Below are 24,664 nucleotides of genomic sequence, written 5' to 3'. Positions count from 1 at the left end.
TCGGGTCGCACTCGCGGCCCATTTGCGTAACCTCGGCATTAAGGCTGCCTAAGGGAGGCGGCCTTTAAAGCAAGAAAGAAGGAATGCATGGCTAAGAAATCGATGATCGCCAAAGCCAAGCGCGAGCCGAAGTTCTCCACGCGTCAGCACAACCGCTGCACGCGCTGCGGACGTCCGCGCGCTTACTATCGCAAGTTCGGCCTGTGCCGCATTTGCGTGCGCGAGCTGGCGAGCAAAGGCGAACTTCCCGGCGTGACCAAGTCCTCTTGGTAGTCCTTTCCGGATTCACACGCTAGGGTGTGCCGGCGCATCAGGCGGAGGCGTTATGGGCGCCAACGAACCGAGCGCTTAGGCTCATCAAGGATCAAAGGAGAAAAACAAAAATGAGCATGACCGACCCCATCGCAGATATGCTTACGCGTGTGCGTAACGCTCATTCTGTCGGCAAGCCGACGGTTTCCATGCCGTCGAGCAAGAAACTCGTCGAGATCGCCCGCATCATGCAGGAAGAGGGCTACATCCAGGGCTTCGAAATCATTGATGGCGAGCCCCGCGCAACCCTCGAGATCACGATGAAGTACGGCCCCAAAAAGGCCAAGACCATCCGCGGCATTAAGCGCATTTCCAAGCCTGGTCTGCGCATCTACGCTGGCAAGAACGACCTTCCGCGCGTTCTCGGCGGCCTCGGTACCGCAATCATCTCGACTAGCCAAGGCGTTATGACCGACCGCGACGCTCGCAACAAGGGCATCGGCGGCGAGGTTATCGCGTACATCTGGTAGGAAAGGAAGAGAAAGATATGTCGCGTATTGGCAAGCAGCCCGTCGCCGTTCCTGCCAACGTTGAGGTGACCATCGACGGTCATAACTTGACGGTGAAGGGCCCGAAGGGCGAACTGCACCGCAGCTTCAACCCGATGATGACCATTGCCCGCGAAGGCGATGAGATCATCGTTTCTCGTCCGGATGACTCCCGCGAGGCCAAGAGCCTCCACGGTCTCACCCGTACGCTCATCCACAACATGGTCGAAGGCGTCGAGAAGGGCTTCCAGAAGAAGCTTCAGCTCGTCGGCGTCGGCTACCGCGCCGCGCTCAAGGGCACGTCCCTCGAGCTTTCTCTTGGCTACTCGCATCCGGTTATCGTCGAAGCGCCCGAGGGCATCAGCTTCGAGGTTCCCAGCCAGACCGAGATCATCGTTCACGGCGCAAGCAAAGAGCAGGTTGGCCAGATTGCAGCCGACATTCGCAAGTGGCGCAAGCCGGAGCCTTACAAGGGCAAGGGCATTCGCTACGAAGGCGAAGTTGTGCGTCGCAAGCTTGGCAAGGCTGCTAAGGGCGACTAGTGGGCTTAAGCGCTACGGTAATTTACTGAAGGGATCATCATGAGAAGCAATGATTTGAAGCATGAGAAAGGCTTAGCCCGTCGCCATCGTCGCGTTCGCGGCAAGATTTCCGGTACGCCTGAGCGTCCGCGCCTTTGCGTGACGCGCAGCAATTCCAACATCTACGCGCAGGTGATCGACGATGTGTCGCATACCACCATCTGCGGTGTTTCCACCCTCGGCCCCGAGTTCAAGGCTACGGGCAAGAAGGGCGGTACCGTCGAGGGCGCGGCCGAGATCGGCACCATCATCGGCAAAATGGCTCAGGACAAGGGCGTCACCAAGGTCGTGTTCGACCGCGGCGGCCACCTGTATCATGGACGCGTCAAGGCTCTTGCCGACGCCGCCCGTGAAGCAGGCCTGGTATTCTAGAAGGGGTTAAGCGTATGGCTCGCAAACAGCAAGAAAACGCTGCCGTTCCTGAGCTCCAGGAGCGCGTCGTTTACATCAACCGCGTATGCAAGGTCGTCAAGGGCGGCACGCGTTTCGCACTTACCGCACTTGTCGTCGTCGGTGACGGCAACGGTCGCGTCGGCATCGGTCTGGGCAAGTCCAAGGAAGTGCCCGTGGCCATCAAAAAGGGTGTCGATGACGCGAAGAAGAACATGTTCTCCGTGCCTATCACCAAGGAAGGCACCGTTCCCCACGACATCGTGGGCGAGTTCGGCGCCGGCCGCGTGCTCATCATGCCTGCTGCTCCTGGTACTGGCGTTATCGCTGGTGGCCCGGCGCGTGCGGTCATGGAGCTCGCTGGCATCAAGAACGTGTTCGCCAAGTCTCTCGGCACCAACAACGCTATGAACGTTGTCAAGGCCGCTGCAGACGGTCTCCAGAAGATGCAGAGCCCGGTCGAGGTTGCGGAGCGCCGCAACATGTCCGTCGCTCAGATCTTCGGTGGGAAGGAGAACTAGTAATGGCTGAAGCACAGAAGACGCTGCGTGTGACGCAGGTCAAGAGCTCCATCGGTTACAAGAAGGATCAGCTTGCCACGCTCAAGAGCCTCGGCCTTGGCAAAATCGGCCGTTCCCACGATCTCGTGGACAACGAGTCCGTCCGTGGCATGATCTTCAAGGTGAAGCATCTTGTGAAAGTGGAAGAACTGTAAGTTGGGTTTTCTCCTACTTACATATTCTCATTAAGGTATAATCTCGGATTGGCGCGCCGAACACTCGGTTGCGCCAATCTGGGCGTTATAGGAAGTTAGCTGGCGGCGAGCTGCCAGCCCCAGGTAAAAGAGCCTGGAAGCGAATGTAAGGAGTTATGAACAATGGAACTTAAGGATCTCAAGCCTGCAGAGGGCTCCCGTCACAGCCGTAAGCGCGTCGGTCGCGGCAATGGCTCCGGCTATGGCAAGACTGCCGGTCGCGGCCTGAACGGTCAGAAGTCTCGCGCTGGCGGCGGCAAGCGCCCCGGCTTCGAAGGCGGCCAGACTCCTCTCGCGATGCGTCTGCCGAAGCTTCCTGGCTTCCGCAACATCAATCGCGTCGAGTACCTGCCGGTCAATGTTTCCCGTCTCGAGGAAAAGTTCGAGGCTGGCGAAGTCGTCAACGGCGAATCCCTCAAGGCAAAGGGCATCATCAAGCACGAGGATGCGCTGGTGAAGGTTCTAGGCGACGGCGAGCTCACGAAGGCTCTCACCGTTTCTGTCGATAAGGTGTCTGCTTCCGCTAAGGCGAAGATCGAAGCAGCCGGAGGAAAGGTCGAGGAGCCTTGCTAAGCTCTATCATTGACGCATTCAAGGTACCGGAGCTTCGCAAGAAGATTCTGTTCACGTTAGGAATCTTGGCACTTTACCGTTTTGGTGCCTACATTCCCGTGCCTGGTATCCCGTTTAACGAGTTCGCGAATTCGTTCTCGAACTCGGGCGTCTCGATGACCATGCTCGACTTGTTCACGGGCGGTGCGCTTTCGCACTTCTCCGTGTTCTCGCTAGGCATCATGCCCTACATCACCGCATCGATCATCATGCAGCTGATGCAGGGCGTGATTCCCGCCGTTGGCCGTTGGGCGAAGGAAGGCGAGACTGGTCGTCGTAAGATCACCCAGGTCACGCGTTACCTTACGCTGGGCCTTGGCTTGATCAACGCCATCGGCTACCTGCTGCTCTTCAAGTCTTCGGCTTACGGTGTGGTTTTCTCCGACCAGGTCCCCGAAGTGCTGACCGACATCATCGTGGTGTTCACGCTCGTTGCCGGCACGGCCTTCATCATGTGGATGGGCGAGCTTATCACTCAGCGCGGTATCGGCAACGGCATGTCGCTTATCATCTTCGTGAGCATTGTCTCCCGCGTTCCCGCCGCAATCTTCTCGTCGGTGAACCTGCAGGCTGATCTTGGCATGGGCATTGCTATCACGGTGCTTATCCTCATTGTGGTTCTCGCGTGCATCCCTGCCATCATCTTCATCGAGCGTGCGCAGCGTCGCATCCCGGTGAACTACGCCAAGCGCGTCCAGGGTCGCAAGATGATGGGTGGCCAGTCCACCTACATCCCGTTGAAGGTGAATGCTGCGGGTGTTATCCCGATCATCTTCGCGAGCTGCATCATCTACTTCCCGGCTCAGCTTGCCGCGCTCTTCAACGTTGGCTGGCTGACGGCTTTTGCCGATGCAGTTTCCACTGGTTGGCTCAATTGGATTTTGACCGTGCTGCTCATCGTGTTCTTCGCGTACTTCTACACCTCTATGGTGTTCAACCCCGAAGACACGGCGGACAACCTGCGTAAGCAGGGTGGCTTTATCCCCGGTGTTCGCCCCGGGTCCGCTACGGTCACCTATATCAAGAATGTGATTCATCGCGTGACGCTTCCGGGTGGTATCTTCATCGCTTGCATTGCCGTCATCCCGACGATCATCTTCTACTTCAGCGGCAATCAGCTCATCCAGGCGTTCGGTGGCACGTCGATCCTCATCATGATCGGCGTTGCGCTCGACACCATGAGCAAGGTTGAAAGCCAGCTGAAGATGCACAACTATGACGGCTTCTTCAAATAAAGCCGTGTGGCGTATGCTCTAAGCGTGCGTCGTGCCGAAAGTAAGGCCACGGGCAAGAGCTCGTGGCCTTTTCCATTTGCGTGAAGTTTCGCGCTAGCGTTTCGCGTTTGATAGAATAGGCGATGGAATTTATCCATGCTGATTGAAAGGAACTCAATCATGAATATCGTGTTGCTGGGTGCTCCGGGCGCTGGCAAAGGCACGCAGGCTGCCATGCTCGTTGAAGAATTTGGCACGCCCCATATCTCCACCGGTGACATGCTTCGTGCTGCTGTGAAGGCTGGAACCGAGCTGGGCAAAAGGCGAAGTCTTACATGGACGCGGGCGACCTTGTCCCCGACGATGTCATCATCGGCCTGGTGACAGAGCGCCTCGGTGAGCCCGATACGGAAAAGGGCTTCATTCTCGACGGTTTCCCGCGCACGTCCGCTCAGGCTGTGGCGCTTGACGCCGAGCTCTCCAAGCTCGGGCGTCCGCTGTCCGCGGCTCTCCTCATCGACGTCGACTCCGAGGTCATTGTGAAACGCCTCACTTCTCGTCGTATGTGCAAGGAATGCGGCTTCATCGGCTCCGCTGCTGACGCGCAGTGCCCCAAGTGCGGTGGCGAGATGTACCAGCGCGACGATGACAATGAGGCCACTGTTCGCAACCGTCTCGACGTCTACGAGAAGTCCACGAGCCCGCTTATCGACTACTATCGTGGTTGCGATCTGCTGGTTTCCATCGATGGCGACCGCGATCCGAGTGTTGTTTACTCCGACGTTAAGAAGGCTCTGAACCTTTAGTTTTCAGCCGCGTCGAGCAGCTTTCGCTGTAATACGCATGAAAACCTGTATTTAGGTAAGGCCCCGTTCAATGAGCGGGGCCTTTCTCCGCTATAATGATGAGTCATGCCAACGCTCCGAAGGAATATCACCTATCTCTATGAGTCTCGTGTTCTCCCGAGGCGCGCTCTACTTGTGCATTTCGCAAAAGTGGCTGCGGCAATTCTCGCGATTGCGCTACTTCTTGAAGTGTTCGTGTTCAACATCAACTTCTATACGTCGCTCGGATATAACTCAATCGATTTGAGCGACTCGCTTGAGTTGCAAGAAACCAGCGATGAGCAATATAAAATCACCGAGGTCGACAACGTAATCGAGTTCTCCAACTTGAATACCGAGGTCCACAATGTGTATCTCAAATTCGACTGGGAGCAGCCTGCGCAAAACCTCACCTTCAAGATTCAGTTCACCGATGACGCCCATGCGACGTATTTCGACTCGACGGAATATACCGTTGGCGTTCCTGATGTGGACATCTCGACGATGGTATCGGAGAGCCAATACGTCAATTTGAAGACCACGGGCTATGTGAATAATCTTCGGATCGAGCTCGTTGGTAACGAGAAGACGAACTATCCTATTCGTCTCACGAGTCTTGTGCTGAACGCGCATCGGCCGTTTTCATTCAGCTTCCTTCGATTCTTCGGCGTGGCGGGCATTTTGGCGCTTACGTACCTGTTCCGTCCCGGGTCGAGCATCTACCGTGTGAGTATCACCCGTCGGCCGAAGGTGTCGAAAGCGGGCGTTATCTGCGCTGTGGTGATTGAGGTGGCGCTGACGTCGTCGTTTCTCTTCATGGGGTCGAATCTTGTGGGCGTGGCGACTTCCATGTACAACTCTGGTTCGTGGGACGGCCACAGTATCGTGAATTCCTTCGAGGTCGGCGGTGACAATGCGCAGCAATATGCTGAGCTTGCCAAATCGATGTCACAGGGGAAGCCCTATCTTGAAGAGGAGCCTCCTGAATGGCTTCAGCAGATGGACGATCCCTATGACAAGGGTGCTCGCGATGAGCTTCAGAAGGAAACGGGCGAGCCTTATCTGTTCGACGTTGCCTACTATCAAGGCCACTACTACGTGTATTTTGGCGTGGTGCCTGTTCTGTTGTTCTATTTGCCATTCTACCTGGCAACGGGGGCTAATTTTCCCACGGCAATAGGTGTGCTCATTGCAGCGATTGCGTTTATCCTTGGCTGTTCGGCGCTCCTCGATAGGTTTGCACGGTATCACTTCAAGCAAGTGAGCCTCGGGTTGTATTTGCTTCTCCAGATTGCCCTCATTTCGTGTTGCGGCATTCTCTATCTTGTTAAGTTCCCTACGTTTTATTCGCTGCCCATTATGTGCGGGCTTGCCTTCTCCGTATGGGGGCTTTACCTCTGGATGTGTGGCCGTAGCTCGCAGAACCCGTGCGGGTGGTACCTCGGCGGCTCGCTTTGCATGGCGCTGGTCGCGGGGTGTAGACCACAGCTCATCTTGCTGTCGTTTCTCGCGTTCCCGCTGTTCTGGCGCCTCTACATCACTGAGCGCAAGCTGTTCACGCGAAAAGGCGCGGTGGAATTCGCCTGCCTAATAGCGCCCTATATCGTTGTGGCGGCGGGTATCATGCTCTACAACAAGATGCGATTCGGCTCGCTAACCGATTTCGGAGCCAACTATAATCTGACGGTGAACGATATGACGAAGCGCGGGATGAATGTCGGCCGCCTGGCTCCTGCGATCTTCACGTATTTCCTGCAGCCTCCTTGCGTGACGGGGGTGTTCCCCTTCCTGCAGGCGGTTCCCTTCGATACCACCTACATGGGACAGACCATCAAAGAGGTCACCTTTGGCGGCGTGCTCGCTTGCCTGCCGGTGCTTTGGGTGCTTCCGTTTGCCCCGCGTATCCTGAAGCTGCGCATCTCACAGCGATCCACGCGTACAATCATGGGCGTTATCGTGGTGCTCCTTGCATCGGGGGTCATCGCGGCCCTTCTTGATGCGGAGATGGCGGGTATCCTGCAGCGGTATTTCGCTGACTTCAGCTTCATGCTTTTGGCGGCCGCGGTGCTTCTCGTATTCGTTGTGAACGAGAATCTCGTGCCCGGTTCCACGATGGCGCAGGTGTTCACCAAAGTGCTGCTGGCGCTTGTCGCAATCAGTGTTCTCTACAGTACGCTCATCTGTTTCATACCCGAAACTGGATGGTATTCGGATGTCTACTCGTGGGCATACCAAAGCGTCCTTGAAACGGTACAATTCTGGACATAAATGAGTAACTGGCAAATGCACATCAAGGCAAACGGAAAGTAGGAGAGCGGCAGAGATGGCCGCCAGCTGGAAAGGAAATCAGACGTGAACGTAGTGGTTACCGAAAACTATGAGGCGATGAGCGCTGCGGCGGCGAATGTGATCGCGGAGCAGCTGAAGTCCAAACCCGACAGTGTTCTCGGGCTTGCGACGGGTACGACGCCCATTGGCCTTTACGCTGAGCTCGTGAAGGCCTGCGATGCGGGTGAGATCAGCTTCGCTAACGCTCAGTCGTTCAATCTCGATGAGTATCGCGGGTTGCCTGGAACCCATGACCAAAGCTATCGCTATTTCATGCAGGACAATCTCTTCGATCATGTTGATATCGACGTTGCGAAAACGCATGTTCCGGACGGCTCGATGGAGGACGCGCAGGCTGCTTGTGACGCGTATGAGCAGGCAATCGCCCAGGCGGGAGGCGTAGATCTGCAGCTTTTGGGCCTGGGGCATAACGGACATATCGGCTTCAACGAGCCGTGCGATTCTTTCCCCGTGTCCACACATTGCGTAAAACTCACGGAGAGCACCATCCAGGCGAACAGCCGCCTGTTCGATTCGGCGGATGAGGTGCCGCGCGAGGCTTACACCATGGGCATCGGTACGATCATGAAAGCGCGTAAGATCCTTCTCGTGGTGAATGGTGCTGCCAAGGCCGAAATCGTGCGAGACGTGCTTCAGGGGCCCGTGGTTCCTCAGGTTCCTGCGAGTGTTTTGCAGCTGCATCCCGATGTGACGGTTGTCCTCGACAAGGAAGCGGCGGCAGCGCTCTAGGCTGGTGGTTTGGACGGACTGGGAGGGTCGCTCGGGCTGCCTGAGAGGTCGCTCGGACGGTCCCAGGTCCTCAGGTTGCGTCAGGTTTCTTGGCCAGCTCGAGCTGGCGTTGGGCTGTCAGGAGATGAAAGGGCGTTCCAGTGGGCTTGAGCCGCTTGGAAAGCGCCGGGTTGCTTTGAGGTCCTGGGTTAACTGCATGTGCGGCGCCTAGGTTGCTTGGGCGCCAGGTCTAGCGGCGGGCAGGCGCTCGGGTGGCAAACGGACGCTAGGACATCCAATTACTCAAAATAGTGGGTGCCGTGGACAAAAATCGTCGATATGTGAGCCTTCGCGCGAACGGAAGCGCGTCGCTCAAATGGTGACCTGGGAAAACGTCGGTAGGTTTGCGTTATCGGCGAAATAAATCTGCCTCAAGACTCACATATCGACGATTTTTGTCCAGCGTGACCCTAATTTGAAGAAGTTTGCTTTTGGGAACTTTTCGCAAAGAAGGCGACTATGCTGTTCGGCGGTTTGAGAAAGGGAAGCGCATGATCATTTCAGGTGGTAAGGTCTTCAGCGGCGCGGGGTTCGACAATCGCGACGTGTTCATCGAGGGCGAGCGGTTCGCGCAGGCGTCGACAGGGGAGTGCCTACCTCAAGATATGGTCGACGCTTCCGATTGCTGGGTGCTCCCTGGTCTTATTGATGTGCACTTCCACGGAGCGATGGGGCATGACTTCTGTGACGCCGACGATGAGGGTATTTCCGCAATCGCCCGCTACGAGGCATCTCAGGGCGTCACAGCCATATTTCCGACGACGATGACACTGCCTGTAGAGCGCTTGATTCCCATTGTGACCTCGATTGCGGCTCATTCTGCCGGGGAAGATGAGGCGGCGATTGCGGGCATCAACATGGAGGGCCCCTTCATTTCGCCCGGGAAGGTCGGGGCGCAAAACCCGGCCTTTGTGCGCGGGGCTACGGTGGCGGAATTCGAGCGGTGGCAGAAGGCGGCCCAGGGCAAGATCAAGCTCGTCGACGTGGCGCCGGAAGAGCCTGGCAACCTGGAGTTCATCCGCGAGGTCTCTGATCAGGTGAGAGTGTCGCTCGCGCATATGTGCGCCGATTACGAGACGGCTGCTGCCGCGTTCGACGCAGGTGCGCGCCATATGACGCACCTGTTCAACGCGATGCCCTCGCTGCATCATCGCGAACCCGGCCCGATTGCCGCTGCGGCCGATCGTCGCGACGTGACGTGCGAGATCATCGCCGACGGCGTACACATTGCGCCTTCCATGGTGCGGCTCGCCTTCTCGCTGTTCCCCGGGCGCATGATATTGATTAGCGACTCGCTGCGCGCATGCGGGCTCGGTGATGGAACCTTCGAGCTTGGTGGACAGGAGTTCACCGTGCACGGCAATCGTGCGACCATCGAGAATGGATCGCTTGCGGGTAGTGTGAGCAGTGTTATGGCCTGCCTGCGTACTGCGGTGACGAAGATGGACATTCCGCTAGCCGACGCGGTTCGCACGGCAACGATGACGCCGGCGAAGGCTCTCGGCGTCGACGACGAGCGGGGAAGCATTGAACCCGGAAAGATTGCCGATGTCGTTGTGCTCGATAATGATTTGCAGGTAAAGCATGTCATCCTGCGAGGAAGGTTGCTGTTCTAAGGGAGAGCAAAGAGCGATTACGAGGAAGCGGTTACCGCTTTTGGAGTTGAATAGCAAGCTGCGCGCTGTTTCATGAAAAAGTGCATCCTGAAGGGCGGATTCTGGCACAAAAGCCGAGGTATCCCACAGATAGAACTGCTGAATTGGGGAATGCGACGGCTTCGCATTTGCCTGAAAAATGAAAACCCAGGTCAAGCGATTGCCTGCCCTGGGTTTTCTATATGGTTCCTTACTATCGAGTGGGGTATTTCGGCATTTGTGCCAGAATCCGCCCGGTGGGGCGTTCTATTTATTCCTCCACTGCTTCCACGAACCAGCTTGTGATGGACGTGGGATGCGTAATCGCGGTGCCTACGACAACTGCCCAGGCGCCTGCGTCCATGGCGGCCTTCGCGTCGGCGGGCGTATGCACGCGGCCTTCGCAGATGACGGGCTTGTCGGGGAATTCGTCGACCGCTTGGCGCACGAGTGCAACATCGGGGCCGTCGGCCATCCCGCAATCGATGGCAGCACCGGGATGCGAAAGCGTGGTCGAGGCGATGTCGCATCCGATGGCGAAGGCGTGGCGAATATCCTCGATCGTCGAGCAATCAGCCATCACAAGCACGCCCTCCTCCTTGAGCGGGCGCACGGTATCTTCAAGCGCCTTGCCGTCAGGCCGCGGACGGTCGGTCGCGTCAACTGCGACGATGTCGGCGCCGGCGGCAACGCACGCGCGCGCATGGCGCAGCGTCGGCGTGATGTAGACGCCCTCGTGCCCTTCTTTCCAGATGCCGATGACAGGCGCCTCGGTGCGCCCCTTAATGGCGGAGATATCGGAAAGTCCCTGGCAGCGGATGCCGCCGGCGCCACCCAGTTCACAGGCGCGTGCCATCTGTGCCATCGTTTCGGGGTGGCGCAGGGGCTCGCCCATGTACGCCTGGCAGCTGACGATAAGCTTACCTTTAAGCTGTTGGATGATGGGGTCGACCATGAGGTGCTCTCCTTTGCGTAGTGCGGAATGGGGGCATGCTGCGGGCGTGCGGTAATCACGCGCAGCCTGTGGGTTTTACGAGGTCGCTCAAGCCGCGAGCTGCGACACTAAAGCGAATCGATAAGATTCTCAGCAGCGCCGATGAGCGGGGCGAACGCACCAAGCTCGGCATTGACGATGGGAAGGTCGCGTTGGGCGGGAGGGATCTCTCCTGTGAATCCACGCTGCAACTCCGCGCGCCACTCTTCGCCTGCTTTCGCCACCGAACCCGACAGGATGACGATGTCGGGGTCGAGGATGTTCGTGAGGCTGGCGATAGCTTGGCCTAGTGCGAAACCTGCTTCCTTAATGATGCGCCGCGCGGGTTGCTCGCCCTTTGCGGCGAGCGCGGATATCTCGGCTCCGGAGAGATGCTCGTCAGTGGCTTCGAAATAGCGCGCTTCAATGCCGCTACCTGCAGAAACGCTTTCCAGATGCCCACGTCCGCCGCAAGCGCAGGGGATTCCTGTGGCGGAAGAGGAAGCCATATGCCCCACTTCTCCTGCGAAGCCGTGCTTGCCGCGCACGATGCGGCCATGCGCTATGACAGCGCCGCCCACGCCTGTTCCCGCAGCGATCATGATGCAGGTGTCGGCCCCTCGCCCCGCGCCCCAGCGAGCTTCTCCCACGGCGTAAGCCTGCACGTCGTTCAACACGGCGGCAGGCAGGCTGCAGCGCTCACGAAGCGTGCTGGCAAGCGGTTGGCCGCCCCATCCTGGCATGAGGTCGTTCGCGTAGGCAATGTCACCGGTCTTGGCGTCCACGCGACCTGCGGTGCCGACGCCGACGCCAAGCACGGGCGAGCTCGCATCGGCGGAAAGTTCGCAAGCGAGTGTGCAAATCTTATCGAGAACGCTCGCGCCGCCGCGCGCCGCCTCGGTCGCAATAGTGCGCGACTCTTCGACGACGGGCGCGGTGGTGGGGGAATCGTAGCGCACGATGCCGCCCGTGATTTTGGTGGCGCCCACGTCGATTGCGACAACGCGCGCCGGGAGGGCGCAATGAACGGGGAAGGTTGCCATGCTGCTCCTTGGATGGGTCTGAATGTTGCTGGATGTTGCGAAAGGAAGGGGGCGCGACGCATGGGCATTCACCCTTGCGTCGCGCCCCTGTAAAAGTGACGTTATTTGCGAATGGGAGCGTCAGCGTCCATGAGGCCTGCCTTCTTGAGGACCTCGACGATGGCTGCGACATCTTCGCCTTCGAGCGCCTGGACGGGCTCGCGCATCTGGTTCGTGTTGAACACGCCCATCTGCCATAGCGCCGTCTTGAACGCGCCAACGCCGGCGCCGAAGCCAACGGTCGCCTTCACGACGCGGGTGAGGAACATGAGGCGAGCGAGGTGATCCTGCAGCTCCTTGACCTTCGCCCAGTCGCCAGCCTGGAACGCCTTGTACTGCTCGACATAGCTGAACGGGTCGAGGTTCGCGAGGCCGGGAACGGAGCCGTCCGCACCGCCGAGGTAGGCGCCGTCGACGCAGACCTCATGGCCCGTGAGCAGCTGAAGAGGATGGCCAGCATCCTCGTTTTCAAGAACGAGCCAGCGGAAAGAGACGTCGTCGCCGGAGGAATCCTTCACGCCTTGGAGCACGCCGTCCTTGCCGAGGCGCACGAGCATCGTGGGGTCGAGCTTGGTGTGCACGCACACGGGCAGGTCGTAGGCGAACAGGGGCAGGTCGGTGTTCTCGCGGATGTCGCGGAAGTGGCGCTCAACCTCGCGCGGGCCGCCGAGCGCGTAGAACGGGGCAGTTGCCACGAGCGCATCGACGCCGTAGCCTTTCGCGCGCTTGCACTGGTCGATAACGCGCAGGGTTTCCATGTCGATGACGCCGGCGAGCACAGGCACACGGTGGTTCACGATAGCCACGGCCTCCTGCAGCACATGGTAGCGCTGAGCGTCGGTGAGGAAGGCGACCTCGCCCGAGGACCCCAGGAAGAACAGGCCGTTCACGCCTGCGTCGATCATGCGGTTGATGGAGCGCTCGAACGACTCGAGGTCGAGCTGCTTCTTTTCGTTCAGGGGGATTACCACGGGTGGAATTACGCCGTGGAATTCTTTGGTATCCATGCCTGGCCTTTCGGTTGACGGTCTTGTCTCAAACTCGAAAAGCATAGCACGCAGGGAAAACGCGTCAAGGAAAGGCCGCTTTTCATCACACGAAAAGGGGAGAGGGGAACAGGGTTTTGGCGAAATGTCGTCTGACGTACGATGGGCGTGAGGCGCGTTTCGCGCGCAGTTCCGCACGAGCCAAACAGCCCAGTGGGCTGTTTGTGCGAGCAGGACTGTTTGGGCACGGAATGCGCCCCACGCCCATCCCAAAGTCAGGAGTGTCCTCGTTGCCGCCAAACAAAAGGGCGACCCTTGCGAGTCGCCCTTCGTTGGCTCTTGGCTTGCTAGCGTTTACTCTTTCCCGAGGTTGGGGTGGAGAAGCGAAGGAGCTGCGCCCAAAAGCAGGCGCGTGTAGTCGTCCTTGGGGTGGTTGAATACCTCTTCGGCGGTTCCCCGCTCGACCGCCTGGCCGTGGTTCATGACGATGATGCGATCGGAGATATAGCGCACCGTTTGAATGTCGTGGCTGATGAATACCATGGCAAGGCCGAGTTGCTTCTTCAAGTCCATAAGCAGGTTCAGAATCTGAGCGCGGACCGACACGTCAAGGGCGGATGTCGGCTCGTCGGCGATGATGGCATCGGGATTGAGCGACAGTGCACGGGCGATGGCCACGCGCTGACGCTGGCCGCCAGACATTTGGCCGGGCAGTGCATCAAGGACGGATTCGGGCAGGCCCACCATCTCGATGAGCTCGTGCACGCGGGCTTCGCGCGATTTGGCGTCGCCAACCTTGTGTACGATCATCGGGTCTGTCAGCTGGTCGCGAACGCTCATGCGGGCGTTCAGCGCGGTCGCCGGGTCTTGGAACACGACCGAGATCACGCGGCCGATGATGCGGCGCTGTGCAGCAGTGCGCTTCGTGACGTCGGTTCCCTTGAAGTAAACATGCCCCGACGTAGGCGTCTGCAGGCCGCACATGACGTTTGCCGTGGTCGACTTGCCGCAGCCCGACTCGCCGACGATGCCAATGGTCTCGCCCGGCATGAGCTTCAGCGTGAGGCCGTTCACCGCGTGCACCTTGTTCGGGTGCAGAATCGAGCCCGTGCGCGTCTTGAAAACCACGTGCACGTCGTCGAGGAAGATGATGGGCGTCTTCTCGTCTTTCGCACCAGCAGCGGTAGCATCCGTGGTGGCGTTGTCCTTCGCCGCATCTTCCTGCTCAGTGATAAGCCCGTGGCCTTTGGCAGTCTCAGCGTCGTTTACAGACTCCGTGTCGCTCGCTGCGGCGATAAGGTCCTTCTCGGCGATTTCCGCCGCTTGGTTGTTCTTCTCGGTCATTTACTCTGCACCTCCCGTAAGGTAAGGCTCGATTCCCACGCGCTTTAGCTCGCTGTCGGGAAGCTCGGCGTAGTAGTGATCGGTGCCCTTCACGCGCTTGAGCATCGGGCGGACGTTCGACACCTTGTCCGGGTGGCTCGAACGCGGGCGGAAGCGGTCGCCTTCGGGGAAGTCCTTCGGGGAAGGAACGCTGCCGGGTACCTGATGCAGGCGGTCGCCGCCGGCTTCGATGGAAAGTACCGAGCCGAGAAGGCCGCGCGTGTACTCGTGAACGGGGCTGGTGAGGATGTCCTTCACAGGGCCCTGCTCCACAACCTGGCCTGCGTACATGACGGTGATCGAGTTCGCAACCTCCGCGACGAGCGCGAGGTCATGGCTCACGAACACCATGGCGAAGCCGAGCTCGTGCTGCAGCTTGTTCAGAAGGTCGATAACCTGCTTCTGCACGGTGACGTCGAGGGCGGTCGTCGGCTCGTCGGCGATGACGAGCTTCGGGTCGCGCGTGAGCGCCATGGCGATGAGCACGCGCTGGCGCTGGCCGCCGGAGAGCTCATGCGGGTAGGAGTCGAGCGTGCGCTTGGGGTCGAGGCCTACAAGCTCCAGCAGTTCCTCGGCGCTGCGGGTGCCGCCGCGCTTGGTGAGCTGCTTCATCTGTGCCTTGATCAGCATCGACGGGTTCAAGCTCGAAAGCGCGTCCTGGTAAATCATCGCGATCTCGCGGCCGCGTAGCTCGTTCATTTCCTTGTCGGAAAGGGTGAGCAGGTTCTTGCCGTCGTAGAGGATCTCGCCGGAAATCTGCGCCTTCTTGTCGAGCAGACCCATGATGGTGAGGCTCGTGATGGATTTGCCGCAGCCGGATTCGCCCACAAGGCCCATGGTCTGGCGCGGGCGGACGACGAAGCTCACGTGATCGACCACGTTCACGTCGCCATGGCGCGGGAACTTGATGCAGAGGTCTTTCACCTCGAGGATCGGCGGCACGTCGGTGCGGGCGGCGAAGCGGTCGGTGCGCACAAGCTCGACCTCGCGCAGCGCGTCGAGGCGCTTGGTGAGCATCTCGGCCTGAGCGGCGTAGGCGAGCGTCGGGTCGGCGACCATGCGGTCGGCCTCGCGGTTGGCCTTAAGGTCGTTCTCGTCAACTTTGACGGCGGCCTTCGGCGCGGCAATCGCGTCGGTGATGCCCTCGGAGACGATATTCAGGCACAGAACCGTGATCATGATCATGAGGCCTGGGAACAGCGCCTGCCACCAGCGGCCGGCAAGCACGCCGTTGCGCGCGTCGGCGAGGATGTTGCCCCACGTCGGCGTCGGCTCGGGAATGCCGGCGGAGATGAAGGAGAGCGACGCTTCGAACACGATGGCGTCAGCGACGAGCACGATGGTGAACACGAGCACCGGGGCGATGCAGTTGCGCACGACGTGCTTCCACAAGATCCACGGGGCGCGGGCGCCGGAAACAACGACGGCGCGCACGTAATCCTGGTTGTATTCGCTCATCACGTTCGCACGCACGATGCGGGCAATCTGCGGGATGTAGAGAAAGCCGATGGCGAAGATGAGCGAGGGCACGCTGTTGCCGAACACGACGATGAAGGTCGCGGCGAGCGCGATGCCGGGGAAGGACATGATGATGTCCAGGATGCGCATGATGATGTTGGAGATGCGCTGGCGCACAACGGCGGCGATAGCACCGATGATAGAGCCAACCACGAGCGCGAACGCCGTGGCGCCCAGGCCAATGGTGAGCGAGTACTTAGCGCCGCACATCAGGCGGGACAAAACGTCGCGTCCCTTGTCGTCGGTGCCGAAGAGGTGTTCGCCGTTCGGCGCGGTGAACGAGGTGTAGATCGCATAGGGATCGTAGGGGGCGATGAAGTCGGCGAGGACGGCGACGGCGATGATCGCGATGAGCACAACGAGCGAGATTCGCGCGCCGATCGTCATGTTCTTCCAACGGCGGAAGCGCACTTTGCCGGCGCCCGCCTCCATCTTCTTTGTGAGGTTGCCACGAAGTTGAGCCATGGTGCTACACCGTCCTGATTCGCGGATCGATAAGGATATAAAGCATGTCGACGATCACGTTGACGATGATGAAGGTGATGGCAACGACGAGGACGACGCCCTGAACGAGCATGACGTAGTTCGAGGTGACGCCCGAAAGGATGGCCATGCCCATACCGGGAAGCGAGAAGATGACCTCCAAGACCACAGCGCCGCCGATCATGTAGCCGAACTTCAGGCCGAGCACGGTGACCGGCGTGATGAGTGCATTGCGCAGCACGTTGCGCGCGACGACGGTGCCGTAGGGGATGCCGAAGCCGCGGGCGGTGCGCACGTAGTCCTTGTCGAGCTCCTCGACCATCGACGTGCGGATGATGCGCGTCATCTGTCCGGTCAGGGGAACGGCAAGCGCGATGCCGGGCATTGCCATGCGGGCAAGCCAGCCGCCCGGGTTCTCCGTGAATGCGGGCAGCGCACCGGATGCAGGCAGCACGTGCAGCATCGAGGAGAACAAAAGGATGAACAGCACGGCGAGCCAGAACGACGGGGTCGCGATGCATGCGATCGAGAAGATGCGGATGACCTGGTCAGGCCAGCGATCGCGATAGAGCGCCGAGATGACGCCCAAGATCGTGCTCGCGATGATCGCGATGATGAAGCCGAAGAAACCCAGCTGCAGCGTGATGGGCAGCGCCGTCGCGATGCGGCCTGCGACGGATTGGTTGGCGGGGCCGAAGGTTCCCAGGTCGCCATGGAAGAAGCCCGCCATGTAGTTGCAGTACTGCACAACGACGGGGTCATCGAGGCCGTGTTGTTCGCGGTAAAGCGCAAGTTGTTCCGCTGACGCGTTTTCGCCCAGGGCTGAGTACGCCTGATCGATGGGTGATAACGACATCAGGAAGAAGACGAGAACGGTGACACCGAAGATCATGATGGGCAGCCAAATCAGGCGGTTGCCAATCAATCGCAACAGGTTATTCACTTGTCCCCTCCTTTCAGTTTCTGCTCGTGAGAGCACCCTAAAATAACGTTCGGCACCTCTCCGAGCGGTGCCGCGCCCAAGAATTGCCAACCTAGCATTATAACGGTCGGTTCCATATCAAAGACCGTTAATTATTGCAAGCGCATAAATCCGATAGCGTTACTGCAGTTGTTTCTCGCAAACGTGCCACCAGTTGTTGCCCGTGCCCTTCGCGTATTCGCATCCGACGCAAGGCTTCGTGCAGAACTCGACGGTTCGCATGTCGTCGGTGAGCAGCTCGCTTCCCTCGTAGGGGGTGTGGGGGAGGGTGGGGCAGGAATTTTCCATGGCCTTGATGTACATCGCTGCAAGTTGCTTCATGCCGCGCTTCGTGGGGTGCGTGCCATCGATCGCCTCGTAGTCGAAGCCGAGGGCCGCTGCGTCGACGGGCGTGCAGTTGGGCTCGTCGGCTGCGGCGTTAAGGATGGCCTTGCTGTACTCGTCGACGCAGATGCCGCGAAACCATCGAGGCGAGGTCGACTTCTTCGCGCACTTCACGCGTCCGGGGAGAAGGGTTGCGGCCCAGATGTGGGCTTCAGGCCACTTCTCGTGCATGGTATGAAGCATGCTGCGATACGATGCCGCGAACTTCTCGACTGCACCGTTGGGCGCGAGCCCCGCGACCTTCCCCTTGTCGGGGCAGCTTGCCACAAGTTCGGCCGGCGCGTTCGGCGACCCGCCGCAGATCTGCGCGTACGCCGACCCCCATCCGTAGTCGTTGATGCCGATGTAGACGAGAATATCGTCAGGTGCCTTCCCATCTCGCTCGAGTGCGGCGATGCGGCGCTCGCTTGCTCCTTGGGGAAACACATTACCCTCGCACACACAGCCCGACCAGGCCGCATTCGCGAGAAGCTCGCCGCCGAAGTGGTTGATGACCTGCATCCACCAGGTGTCGGCGGGCGTTTGCACCCCTGTTGCCTCGCGTTGTTCGCCCGTATAAAAAATGCTCCAGCCATCGGGGGTCACTCCTTCGAAGGTGCTGATGGAGTCCCCGTACACTGAAAAAAGTCGCTTCATGCGTAAACCCTTTCCTCCCTCTTTCGAATGCAATGCAACCAGTATAGTTGCGCTTGCCTGCTTTCCGCGTTTCGCGGTTGTTTCGCAACAAAAAGCCCGCCTGGGGAGGCGGGCTTTCGTGCAAGATGAAGCAGGCTTTTAGGCGAGCTTACTTAAGCTTAGCGTTCTGGAAGTACAGACCGGTGGTCGGGCTGGGCTCGAAGCCTTCGATCTTGTCCGCCCAGTAGCCGGTGAGGACCTTCTTGTGGAACAGCGGGTACAGAGGCACTTCCTCGGCGATGATGTCGAAGCACTTGTTGTAGGCTTCCTGGCGAGCGCCGGAATCGGTGGCCTTGCGTGCCTCGTCGAGGTACTGGTTGAATTCGGTGCACTTGCCGTCGCCGGCCTTCGCCCAGCAGGTACGGCCCTGGCACCAGTCGGTGTTCTCGCCGTAGAACCAGGCCAGATGCACGTCGGCGTTGGTGCCGAAGCAGGACACGTCGCCAGGTGCCAGGAACACGTCGTAATCAAGCACGGAATCGTCTTCCTTTGCGGCGAGCGCCGGGTAGGGGGCAGCCTGGACGTCGAGCGTGCAGGTCAGGCCGACTGCCTGGAGATCCTGCTGAATCTGAGCCGCGAGGTCCTTGATCCAGTTGTCGATGACGAGGAGCGTGAAGGAGAGATTCTCCTGGCCCGCTTCCTTGAGCAGGGACTTCGCCTTCTCGGGGTCGTACTTGTAGACGGTGGAAGCCTCGTGGTAGGCCGGGTTGTCCTTCGGCAGGTAGGACGTGAGCGTCTCTGCCTGGCCGCCGAGCTGGTTGGAGATGAGCTTGTCGTAGTCGATGGCGTAGAAGAAGGCCTGACGAACGCGCTTGTCGTTGAAGGGCGCCTTCTGGCAGTTGAACATGAGGAAGCCGATGCCGTAGCTGCTGACGCTGTCGACGGTGACGCCGGCGTTTACGAGCTGGTCGCTGTTTGCGAACGGGATGTTCTCGCCAGCGACGGCGGTGCCTTCCTGAAGGGCGGTCACGCGAGCGGTGTTGTCGACGCGGACGAGCCACTGCATGGCGTCAGCGTTTGCCGGCTTTGCGCCGTTGTAGTTGGCGTTCGGCGTGAAGTTGAGCTCGCCGCCGTCCTCGCCGTTGCACTCGCCGAAGGCCCAAGCGCCGGACCCGATCGGCGGGGTGGGCATGGATTCCTTGGTGATTTCGCTTGCCGGGAACACGCGGCACAGGGACAGGCGCTCTTTGAGCAGGCTGTCGCTGTCGACCGAAGGATAGGCCAGCTTGAAGGAAACCGTGGAGGCGTCCTTGGCGGTCACTTCGTCGATGAAGGAGAGCATGTCCTTATAGGTTGCGTTAGCCTTGTTGGCCTCGACCACGGCGACGACGTCGTCGGCGGTCACTTCGGTGCCGTCTGAGTACTTAGCGCCCTGACGAAGCGCGACCTCGTACTCGGTGTCGGAAACCTTCGTCGGCTCGCCGGCTGCGAGGGCAGCTTCGGTCTTGCCGCTGAAGTAGTTGAGCTCATAGAGGCCCTCGAGGCAGTGCTGGATTGCGGGGAGCATGAGGGCGGAGCTTGCGCCGATGGGGTTGTAGTTGGCGTTCTTGTAGCTGCACGCAGCGACGATGGTGCCGCCACCCTTGGCAGTGCCGTCTGACTTCGCGTCGTCAGACTTCTTCTCGCTCGATCCGCCACCGCAGCCGGTCAGCGAAAGTGCGGCGAGTGCGCCTGCGGCAGTGGCGCCGGCGACGAAGGAGCGACGAGTGAGTTTCACTTGTTCCATGAATTACCCTCCAACTTTTATCGTTCGGGGACGACCCCCGTACGCTCGTGCGCCTTCCTTTGCACACGAACGTCTCACATTATCTTCGAAGACGCTCGATAAATAAAGAGATAGTAAAGGATTTGAAGCATCTTGTTCGAAAGTTGTAACGTTGGGCTAAGGGGGACAATTCTGCGCACTGTTACCTAATCAGTCACGTTTGACCAGCGACGAAGGGCTTCAGAGGTTCCTTCCTGTCCCCTAAACATCCCTCCCGACGCCTCGTTCGCTCGTCTGCGTGTCCCGCCGCGCCCATTTACCGAAGCGTAACAACCCTTGCAAGCGCCGTTTCCCGCTGCAGGCGGGTGGAGTGCGCTCGCACTGCTAGTATTCGTGAATGTCTATAAGAACAGACGAGATTGTGCACGAGGGCGCAGGGGGCACGCCTCATGCGCCTTTGCCCTTCCGTAATTATCTGAGGAGAGTGAGCATGGCACGAGAATTCAAGTCGATGGACGGCAACTCCGCGGCGGCGTACGTTTCCTATGCGTTCACCGAAGTGGCGGGAATTTATCCCATCACACCGTCGAGCCCCATGGCTGACCTGGTCGATCAGTGGTCCGCCCAGGGTAGGAAGAACATCTTCGGCACGCGCGTGAAGGTGTGCGAGATGCAGTCGGAAGGCGGCGCCTCGGGCACGATGCACGGCTCGCTCGCGGCTGGCGCGCTTACCACGTCCTACACCGCATCCCAGGGTCTGCTTCTCATGATCCCCAACATGTACAAGATGGCAGGCGAGCTCCTTCCCGGCGTCTTGCACGTGTCTGCCCGCACCGTGGCAACCCAGGCCCTGAACATCTTTGGCGATCACTCCGACGTCATGGCCTGCCGCCAGACCGGTTTCGCCATGCTCGCCGAGGGCAACGTGCAGGAAATCATGGACTTGGCCCCAGTGGCGCACTTGGCCGCTATCAAGGGACGCGTCCCGTTCTTGAATTTCTTCGACGGCTTCCGCACCTCGCACGAGGTCCAGAAGGTCGCATGCTGGGATTACGCCGATCTGGCCGACATGTGCGACATGGACGCGGTGCAGGCATTCCGCGACCACTCGCTCAACCCCGAGCGCCCCTCCATGCGCGGTTCGCACGAGAACGGCGATATCTTCTTCCAGCACCGCGAGGCATGCAACTCCTTCTACGATGAGCTTCCCGCCATCGTGGAAGACTACATGCACCAGATCAACGCCAAGCTCGGTACCAACTACGAGCTGTTCAACTACTACGGCGCGCCCGACGCCGACCGCGTGATCGTGGCCATGGGCTCGTTCTGCGACGTTGCCGAGGAGGTCATCGACTACCTCAACGCCCACGGCGAGAAGGTGGGCCTGGTGAAGGTGCGCCTGTACCGCCCGTTCGTCACAAGCAAGTTCGTGGAAGCCCTCCCCGAAACGGTGAAGAAGATCGCCGTGCTCGACCGCACGAAGGAGCCGGGTAGCGTTGGCGAGCCTCTGTACATGGACGTCCTGAATGCGCTTGCCATCGAGGGTCGCTCGGGCATCACCGTCGTCGGCGGCCGCTACGGCCTGGGCTCCAAGGACACCCCGCCCGCGTCCGCGTTCGCCGTGTTCTCCGAGCTTGCGAAGGGCGAGCCTCGTCGCCAGTTCACCATCGGCATCGTCGACGACGTGACCAATCTTTCCTTGCCCGAGGATCCCAACTGCCCGAACACCGCGGCGCCGGGAACCATCGAGTGCAAGTTCTGGGGCTTGGGCGGCGACGGCACGGTCGGCGCGAACAAGAACTCCATCAAGATCATCGGCGACCATACCGACAAGTACGTGCAGGCTTACTTCCAGTACGACTCCAAGAAGACGGGCGGCGTGACGATCTCGCATCTTCGCTTCGGCGACAGCCCGATCCGCAGCCCTTACTATATTAATAAGGCAGACTTTGTTGCATGCCATAACCCCAGCTATATCACGAAGAACTTCCCCATCGTGAAGGACGTGAAGCCAGGCGGCATCTTCATGATCAACTGCCAGTGGACGCCTGAGGAGCTCGCGCATCATCTTTCTGCCGACGCCAAGCGCTACATCGCGGAAAACGACGTGCAGCTCTACACGATCAATGCGATCGACCTTGCCATCGAGATCGGCATGGGCAAGCGCACGAACACCATCCTGCAGTCGGCGTTCTTCTCGCTTGCCGGCGTGCTTCCGCAGACCGAGGCCATCCAGTACATGAAGGATGCGGCGACGAAGTCGTACCTGAAGAAGGGCCAGGCCGTCGTTGACATGAACCATAAGGCGATCGACGCTGGCGCAACCGCGTTCGTGAAGATCGACGTTCCCGCTGATTGGGCGAATGCCGCAGGCGATGTGGCCGCCCCCGAGCTTGAGGGCAAGCCCGAGCTCGTCAAGCAGGTTCGCGAGATCATGGAGCCCGTCGGCCGCATGGACGGCGATTCGCTGCCCGTGTCCGCGTTCGTCGGCCATGAGGACGGCCAGTTCGAGCAGGGCGCTTCCGCCTACGAGAAGCGCGGTGTCGCCGTGAGCGTTCCCAAGTGGGATTCCTCCACGTGCATCCAGTGCAACCAGTGCTCGTTCGTGTGCCCGCACGCCACGATCCGCCCCTATGCGCTCACCGACGAGGAAATCGCCGCTGCGCCTGAGAACCTTGTGGCCATCCCCATGAAGGGCAAGCTCAAGGACGCGTATCGCTACACGCTCGCCATCTCGCCGCTCGACTGCATGGGCTGCGGCGTCTGCGTCGGCGTGTGCCCCACCGACTCGCTTTCCATGGTCGGTGCCGAGGGCGAACTCGCCGAGCAGGACGTGTTCGATTACTGCGTGGCGAAGGTTGCCGACAAGCCCGAGGTGCAGGACAACACCGTGAAGGGCAGCCAGTTCAAGCAGCCGCTGCTCGAGTTCTCAGGCTCCTGCGCGGGTTGCGCCGAGACCTCTTATGCGCGCCTGGTCACCCAGCTGTTCGGCGACCGCATGTTCATTTCGAACGCGACCGGCTGCTCCTCGATTTGGGGCGGCCCCGCGGCGACCTCGCCGTATACGGTGAACAAGGAAGGCCGCGGCCCGGCTTGGGCGAACTCGCTGTTCGAGGACAACGCCGAGCATGGCTTCGGCATGCTGCAGGGTCATACCGCCGTGCGCCAGATGGTAATCGAGCAGACCGAGCAGCTGCTTGCTGCCGGTGTGCCCGAGAGCGTGGCCGCCGCGGCGCAGGCATGGCTCGATGCGCGTGACGACTCCGCAACGACGAAGGAAGTTTCCACTGCTTATGTGGCCGAGCTTGAGAAGCTTGCGGAAGGCGAAGGGGAAGCGGCCGCGCTTGCGACGAAGATCCTCGCGAACAAGGATTACCTCGCCAAGAAGTCCATCTGGATCTTCGGCGGCGACGGCTGGGCCTATGATATCGGCTACGGCGGACTCGACCATGTGCTCGCATCCGGCGAGGACGTGAACGTGTTCGTCTTCGACACCGAGGTGTATTCCAACACTGGCGGACAGGCGTCCAAGGCTTCCAACATCGGCCAGGTCGCGCAGTTCGCGGCGGCGGGCAAGAACATCGCCAAGAAGAGCCTCGCCGAGATCGCCATGCAATACGGCTATGTGTACGTGGCTCAGGTCGCCATGGGCGCGAAGCCGGCGCAGACGATCAAGGCTATCGCCGAAGCGGAGGCCTATCCGGGACCGTCGCTCATTATCGGCTACTCTCCCTGCGAGATGCACGCCATCAAAGGCGGCATGAAGAATTGCCAGGAAGAGATGAAGAAGGCCGTCGACTGCGGATACTGGAACCTCTTCCGTTACAACCCCGCGGCACCCGCGGGCAAGAAGTTCACGCTCGATTGCAAGGAGCCTGCTGGCGGTTACCAGGACTTCCTTATGAACGAGGCGCGCTACAGCCGCCTGACGCGCGAGTTCCCCGATCGCGCAGCCGAGCTCTTCGAGCGCAACGAGGAAGCGGCAATCGATCGCTACAACCATCTGGTGAAGCTGAAGGAGCTCTACGCCGAGGACTAACAAGGCGGAATAGCTCGCATAATCGCAGCGCGCAAGGAGGGCGCGGTTCCCACGGGGCCGCGCCCTTTCATGTTTCGAGGTTCCAGCGGGGTCGTGCGATCCTTTTTTCGCGCGGATTGCACGGGGCCGCGACTCTCCTTGTTTCGCGAGGTCGCACGGGGCAACATCCCCTTTCGTTTCGCGAGGCTCGTTGAACTGCGTCCTCCTTCGTCTCGCGAGACTCGCTTCTCGCATTCTCCTTTTGGGCAGGCATGCTGGAAGTATCAAGCATGTGCGTTCTCTTCCGATTTCGGCCCGCCGTGGACATAAAAGGTCGATATGTGAGGAGTGTCAGAAGGCTAACTTCATTTCGAAAAATCTGACCTGGGCAAATGCCGGCGGAAGCGCGAGCGAGCGGTCACCTGCGAGCCCGAGGACTCACATATCGACGAATTTTGTCCACCCCCCACCCGTCTCTATGTTAAACCACCGTTGACATGTCGGCGATCTGCCTGGTCCAGTAGACCATGGCGTCGCCGCATTCGAGGT

General features: G+C 59.9%; 20 protein-coding genes and 1 pseudogene. 13 read left to right on the top strand and 8 right to left on the bottom strand.

Annotated elements, in window-relative coordinates:
- The first annotated feature begins 87 nt into the window (after positions 1 to 87).
- The 12 genes and pseudogenes from Q0G85_RS06980 to nagA all read left to right on the top strand — a co-directional run bounded on the left by Q0G85_RS06980 (position 88) and on the right by nagA (position 9,908).
- Positions 88 to 273 carry a type Z 30S ribosomal protein S14 gene (locus tag Q0G85_RS06980; protein WP_158050403.1) on the top strand — a complete coding sequence of 62 codons (186 nt, stop codon included), beginning with the start codon at positions 88 to 90 and terminating at the stop codon, positions 271 to 273.
- A gap of 110 nt (positions 274 to 383) precedes the next feature.
- Entirely contained in the window at positions 384 to 782 is a 399-nt protein-coding gene (gene rpsH / locus Q0G85_RS06975) for a 30S ribosomal protein S8 (protein WP_158050404.1), read from the top strand.
- A 17-nt stretch (positions 783 to 799) separates the two neighbouring features.
- A complete protein-coding gene (gene rplF / locus Q0G85_RS06970) occupies positions 800 to 1,342 on the top strand; it encodes a 50S ribosomal protein L6 (RefSeq protein WP_297156096.1) in 543 nt (180 codons plus the stop codon).
- A 39-nt stretch (positions 1,343 to 1,381) separates the two neighbouring features.
- Entirely contained in the window at positions 1,382 to 1,753 is a 372-nt protein-coding gene (rplR, locus tag Q0G85_RS06965) for a 50S ribosomal protein L18 (RefSeq protein WP_297156094.1), read from the top strand.
- 14 nt (positions 1,754 to 1,767) lie between these two features.
- Entirely contained in the window at positions 1,768 to 2,292 is a 525-nt protein-coding gene (gene rpsE / locus Q0G85_RS06960; protein WP_297156092.1) for a 30S ribosomal protein S5, read from the top strand.
- A gap of 2 nt (positions 2,293 to 2,294) precedes the next feature.
- The gene (gene rpmD, locus Q0G85_RS06955; protein ID WP_297156090.1) at positions 2,295 to 2,486 is read left to right on the top strand and encodes a 50S ribosomal protein L30; all 192 of its coding nucleotides are present in this window, start codon (positions 2,295 to 2,297) and stop codon (positions 2,484 to 2,486) included.
- Positions 2,487 to 2,648: 162 nt separating this feature from the next.
- Positions 2,649 to 3,098 (top strand): 50S ribosomal protein L15, encoded by a 450-nt coding sequence (gene rplO, locus Q0G85_RS06950; protein ID WP_158050409.1) that lies wholly within the window; start codon positions 2,649 to 2,651, stop codon positions 3,096 to 3,098.
- On the top strand, positions 3,092 to 4,372 hold the full coding sequence (gene secY, locus Q0G85_RS06945) for a preprotein translocase subunit SecY (protein ID WP_297156088.1): 1,281 nt from the start codon (positions 3,092 to 3,094) through the stop codon (positions 4,370 to 4,372). The genes rplO and secY overlap by 7 nt, the downstream gene beginning before the upstream one ends.
- 135 nt (positions 4,373 to 4,507) lie before the next feature.
- Positions 4,508 to 5,157 (top strand): annotated as a pseudogene (locus Q0G85_RS06935) (adenylate kinase).
- Between the two features lie 174 nt (positions 5,158 to 5,331).
- A complete protein-coding gene (locus Q0G85_RS06930) occupies positions 5,332 to 7,443 on the top strand; it encodes a cytochrome C oxidase Cbb3 (RefSeq protein ID WP_297156082.1) in 2,112 nt (703 codons plus the stop codon).
- Between the two features lie 84 nt (positions 7,444 to 7,527).
- On the top strand, positions 7,528 to 8,253 hold the full coding sequence (gene nagB, locus Q0G85_RS06925; RefSeq protein WP_297156080.1) for a glucosamine-6-phosphate deaminase: 726 nt from the start codon (positions 7,528 to 7,530) through the stop codon (positions 8,251 to 8,253).
- 530 nt (positions 8,254 to 8,783) lie between these two features.
- Complete coding sequence (nagA, locus tag Q0G85_RS06920) at positions 8,784 to 9,908, top strand: N-acetylglucosamine-6-phosphate deacetylase (protein WP_297156078.1); 1,125 nt, start codon at positions 8,784 to 8,786, stop codon at positions 9,906 to 9,908.
- A 289-nt stretch (positions 9,909 to 10,197) separates the two neighbouring features.
- Here the strand turns inward: nagA and Q0G85_RS06915 are convergent, their stop codons facing one another.
- The 8 genes from Q0G85_RS06915 to Q0G85_RS06880 form a co-directional block, all read right to left on the bottom strand.
- Positions 10,198 to 10,881 carry an N-acetylmannosamine-6-phosphate 2-epimerase gene (locus Q0G85_RS06915; RefSeq protein ID WP_297156077.1) on the bottom strand — a complete coding sequence of 228 codons (684 nt, stop codon included), beginning with the start codon at positions 10,879 to 10,881 and terminating at the stop codon, positions 10,198 to 10,200.
- A 107-nt stretch (positions 10,882 to 10,988) separates the two neighbouring features.
- Positions 10,989 to 11,942: an ROK family protein gene (locus tag Q0G85_RS06910; RefSeq protein WP_297156075.1), complete on the bottom strand. Its 954-nt coding sequence runs from the start codon at positions 11,940 to 11,942 to the stop codon at positions 10,989 to 10,991.
- A gap of 101 nt (positions 11,943 to 12,043) precedes the next feature.
- Entirely contained in the window at positions 12,044 to 12,988 is a 945-nt protein-coding gene (locus Q0G85_RS06905; protein ID WP_297156073.1) for a dihydrodipicolinate synthase family protein, read from the bottom strand.
- Positions 12,989 to 13,321: 333 nt separating this feature from the next.
- A complete protein-coding gene (locus tag Q0G85_RS06900) occupies positions 13,322 to 14,311 on the bottom strand; it encodes an ABC transporter ATP-binding protein (RefSeq protein ID WP_297156071.1) in 990 nt (329 codons plus the stop codon).
- A complete protein-coding gene (locus tag Q0G85_RS06895; protein ID WP_297156068.1) occupies positions 14,312 to 16,333 on the bottom strand; it encodes a dipeptide/oligopeptide/nickel ABC transporter permease/ATP-binding protein in 2,022 nt (673 codons plus the stop codon).
- A 4-nt stretch (positions 16,334 to 16,337) separates the two neighbouring features.
- Positions 16,338 to 17,294, bottom strand: coding sequence for an ABC transporter permease (locus tag Q0G85_RS06890; RefSeq protein WP_297156066.1), 957 nt, complete (start codon positions 17,292 to 17,294; stop codon positions 16,338 to 16,340).
- A 159-nt stretch (positions 17,295 to 17,453) separates the two neighbouring features.
- The gene (locus Q0G85_RS06885; RefSeq protein ID WP_297156064.1) at positions 17,454 to 18,353 is read right to left on the bottom strand and encodes an SGNH/GDSL hydrolase family protein; all 900 of its coding nucleotides are present in this window, start codon (positions 18,351 to 18,353) and stop codon (positions 17,454 to 17,456) included.
- Between the two features lie 148 nt (positions 18,354 to 18,501).
- A complete protein-coding gene (locus tag Q0G85_RS06880) occupies positions 18,502 to 20,118 on the bottom strand; it encodes an ABC transporter substrate-binding protein (protein ID WP_297156061.1) in 1,617 nt (538 codons plus the stop codon).
- 469 nt (positions 20,119 to 20,587) lie between these two features.
- On the opposite strand from Q0G85_RS06880, the gene nifJ reads away from it, so the two are divergent.
- On the top strand, positions 20,588 to 24,136 hold the full coding sequence (gene nifJ / locus Q0G85_RS06875) for a pyruvate:ferredoxin (flavodoxin) oxidoreductase (RefSeq protein WP_297156060.1): 3,549 nt from the start codon (positions 20,588 to 20,590) through the stop codon (positions 24,134 to 24,136).
- Positions 24,137 to 24,664: the final 528 nt, after the last annotated feature.

Source organism: uncultured Ellagibacter sp. (assembly GCF_934617235.1).
Classification (GTDB): domain Bacteria; phylum Actinomycetota; class Coriobacteriia; order Coriobacteriales; family Eggerthellaceae; genus Ellagibacter.
This window is presented reverse-complemented; position numbering and strand designations above follow the sequence as displayed.

Bases quoted from the DNA above. Each gene is read 5' to 3' on its own strand.
- Q0G85_RS06980 (WP_158050403.1), top strand. From the start codon at position 88: ATGGCTAAGAAATCGATGATCGCCAAAGCCAAGCGCGAGCCGAAGTTC.
- rpsH (WP_158050404.1), top strand. From the start codon at position 384: ATGAGCATGACCGACCCCATCGCAGATATGCTTACGCGTGTGCGTAAC.
- rplF (WP_297156096.1), top strand. From the start codon at position 800: ATGTCGCGTATTGGCAAGCAGCCCGTCGCCGTTCCTGCCAACGTTGAG.
- rplR (WP_297156094.1), top strand. From the start codon at position 1,382: ATGAGAAGCAATGATTTGAAGCATGAGAAAGGCTTAGCCCGTCGCCAT.
- rpsE (WP_297156092.1), top strand. From the start codon at position 1,768: ATGGCTCGCAAACAGCAAGAAAACGCTGCCGTTCCTGAGCTCCAGGAG.
- rpmD (WP_297156090.1), top strand. From the start codon at position 2,295: ATGGCTGAAGCACAGAAGACGCTGCGTGTGACGCAGGTCAAGAGCTCC.
- rplO (WP_158050409.1), top strand. From the start codon at position 2,649: ATGGAACTTAAGGATCTCAAGCCTGCAGAGGGCTCCCGTCACAGCCGT.
- nagA (WP_297156078.1), top strand. From the start codon at position 8,784: ATGATCATTTCAGGTGGTAAGGTCTTCAGCGGCGCGGGGTTCGACAAT.
- Q0G85_RS06915 (WP_297156077.1), bottom strand. From the start codon at position 10,881: ATGGTCGACCCCATCATCCAACAGCTTAAAGGTAAGCTTATCGTCAGC.
- Q0G85_RS06910 (WP_297156075.1), bottom strand. From the start codon at position 11,942: ATGGCAACCTTCCCCGTTCATTGCGCCCTCCCGGCGCGCGTTGTCGCA.
- Q0G85_RS06905 (WP_297156073.1), bottom strand. From the start codon at position 12,988: ATGGATACCAAAGAATTCCACGGCGTAATTCCACCCGTGGTAATCCCC.
- Q0G85_RS06900 (WP_297156071.1), bottom strand. From the start codon at position 14,311: ATGACCGAGAAGAACAACCAAGCGGCGGAAATCGCCGAGAAGGACCTT.
- Q0G85_RS06895 (WP_297156068.1), bottom strand. From the start codon at position 16,333: ATGGCTCAACTTCGTGGCAACCTCACAAAGAAGATGGAGGCGGGCGCC.
- Q0G85_RS06885 (WP_297156064.1), bottom strand. From the start codon at position 18,353: ATGAAGCGACTTTTTTCAGTGTACGGGGACTCCATCAGCACCTTCGAA.
- Q0G85_RS06880 (WP_297156061.1), bottom strand. From the start codon at position 20,118: ATGGAACAAGTGAAACTCACTCGTCGCTCCTTCGTCGCCGGCGCCACT.
- nifJ (WP_297156060.1), top strand. From the start codon at position 20,588: ATGGCACGAGAATTCAAGTCGATGGACGGCAACTCCGCGGCGGCGTAC.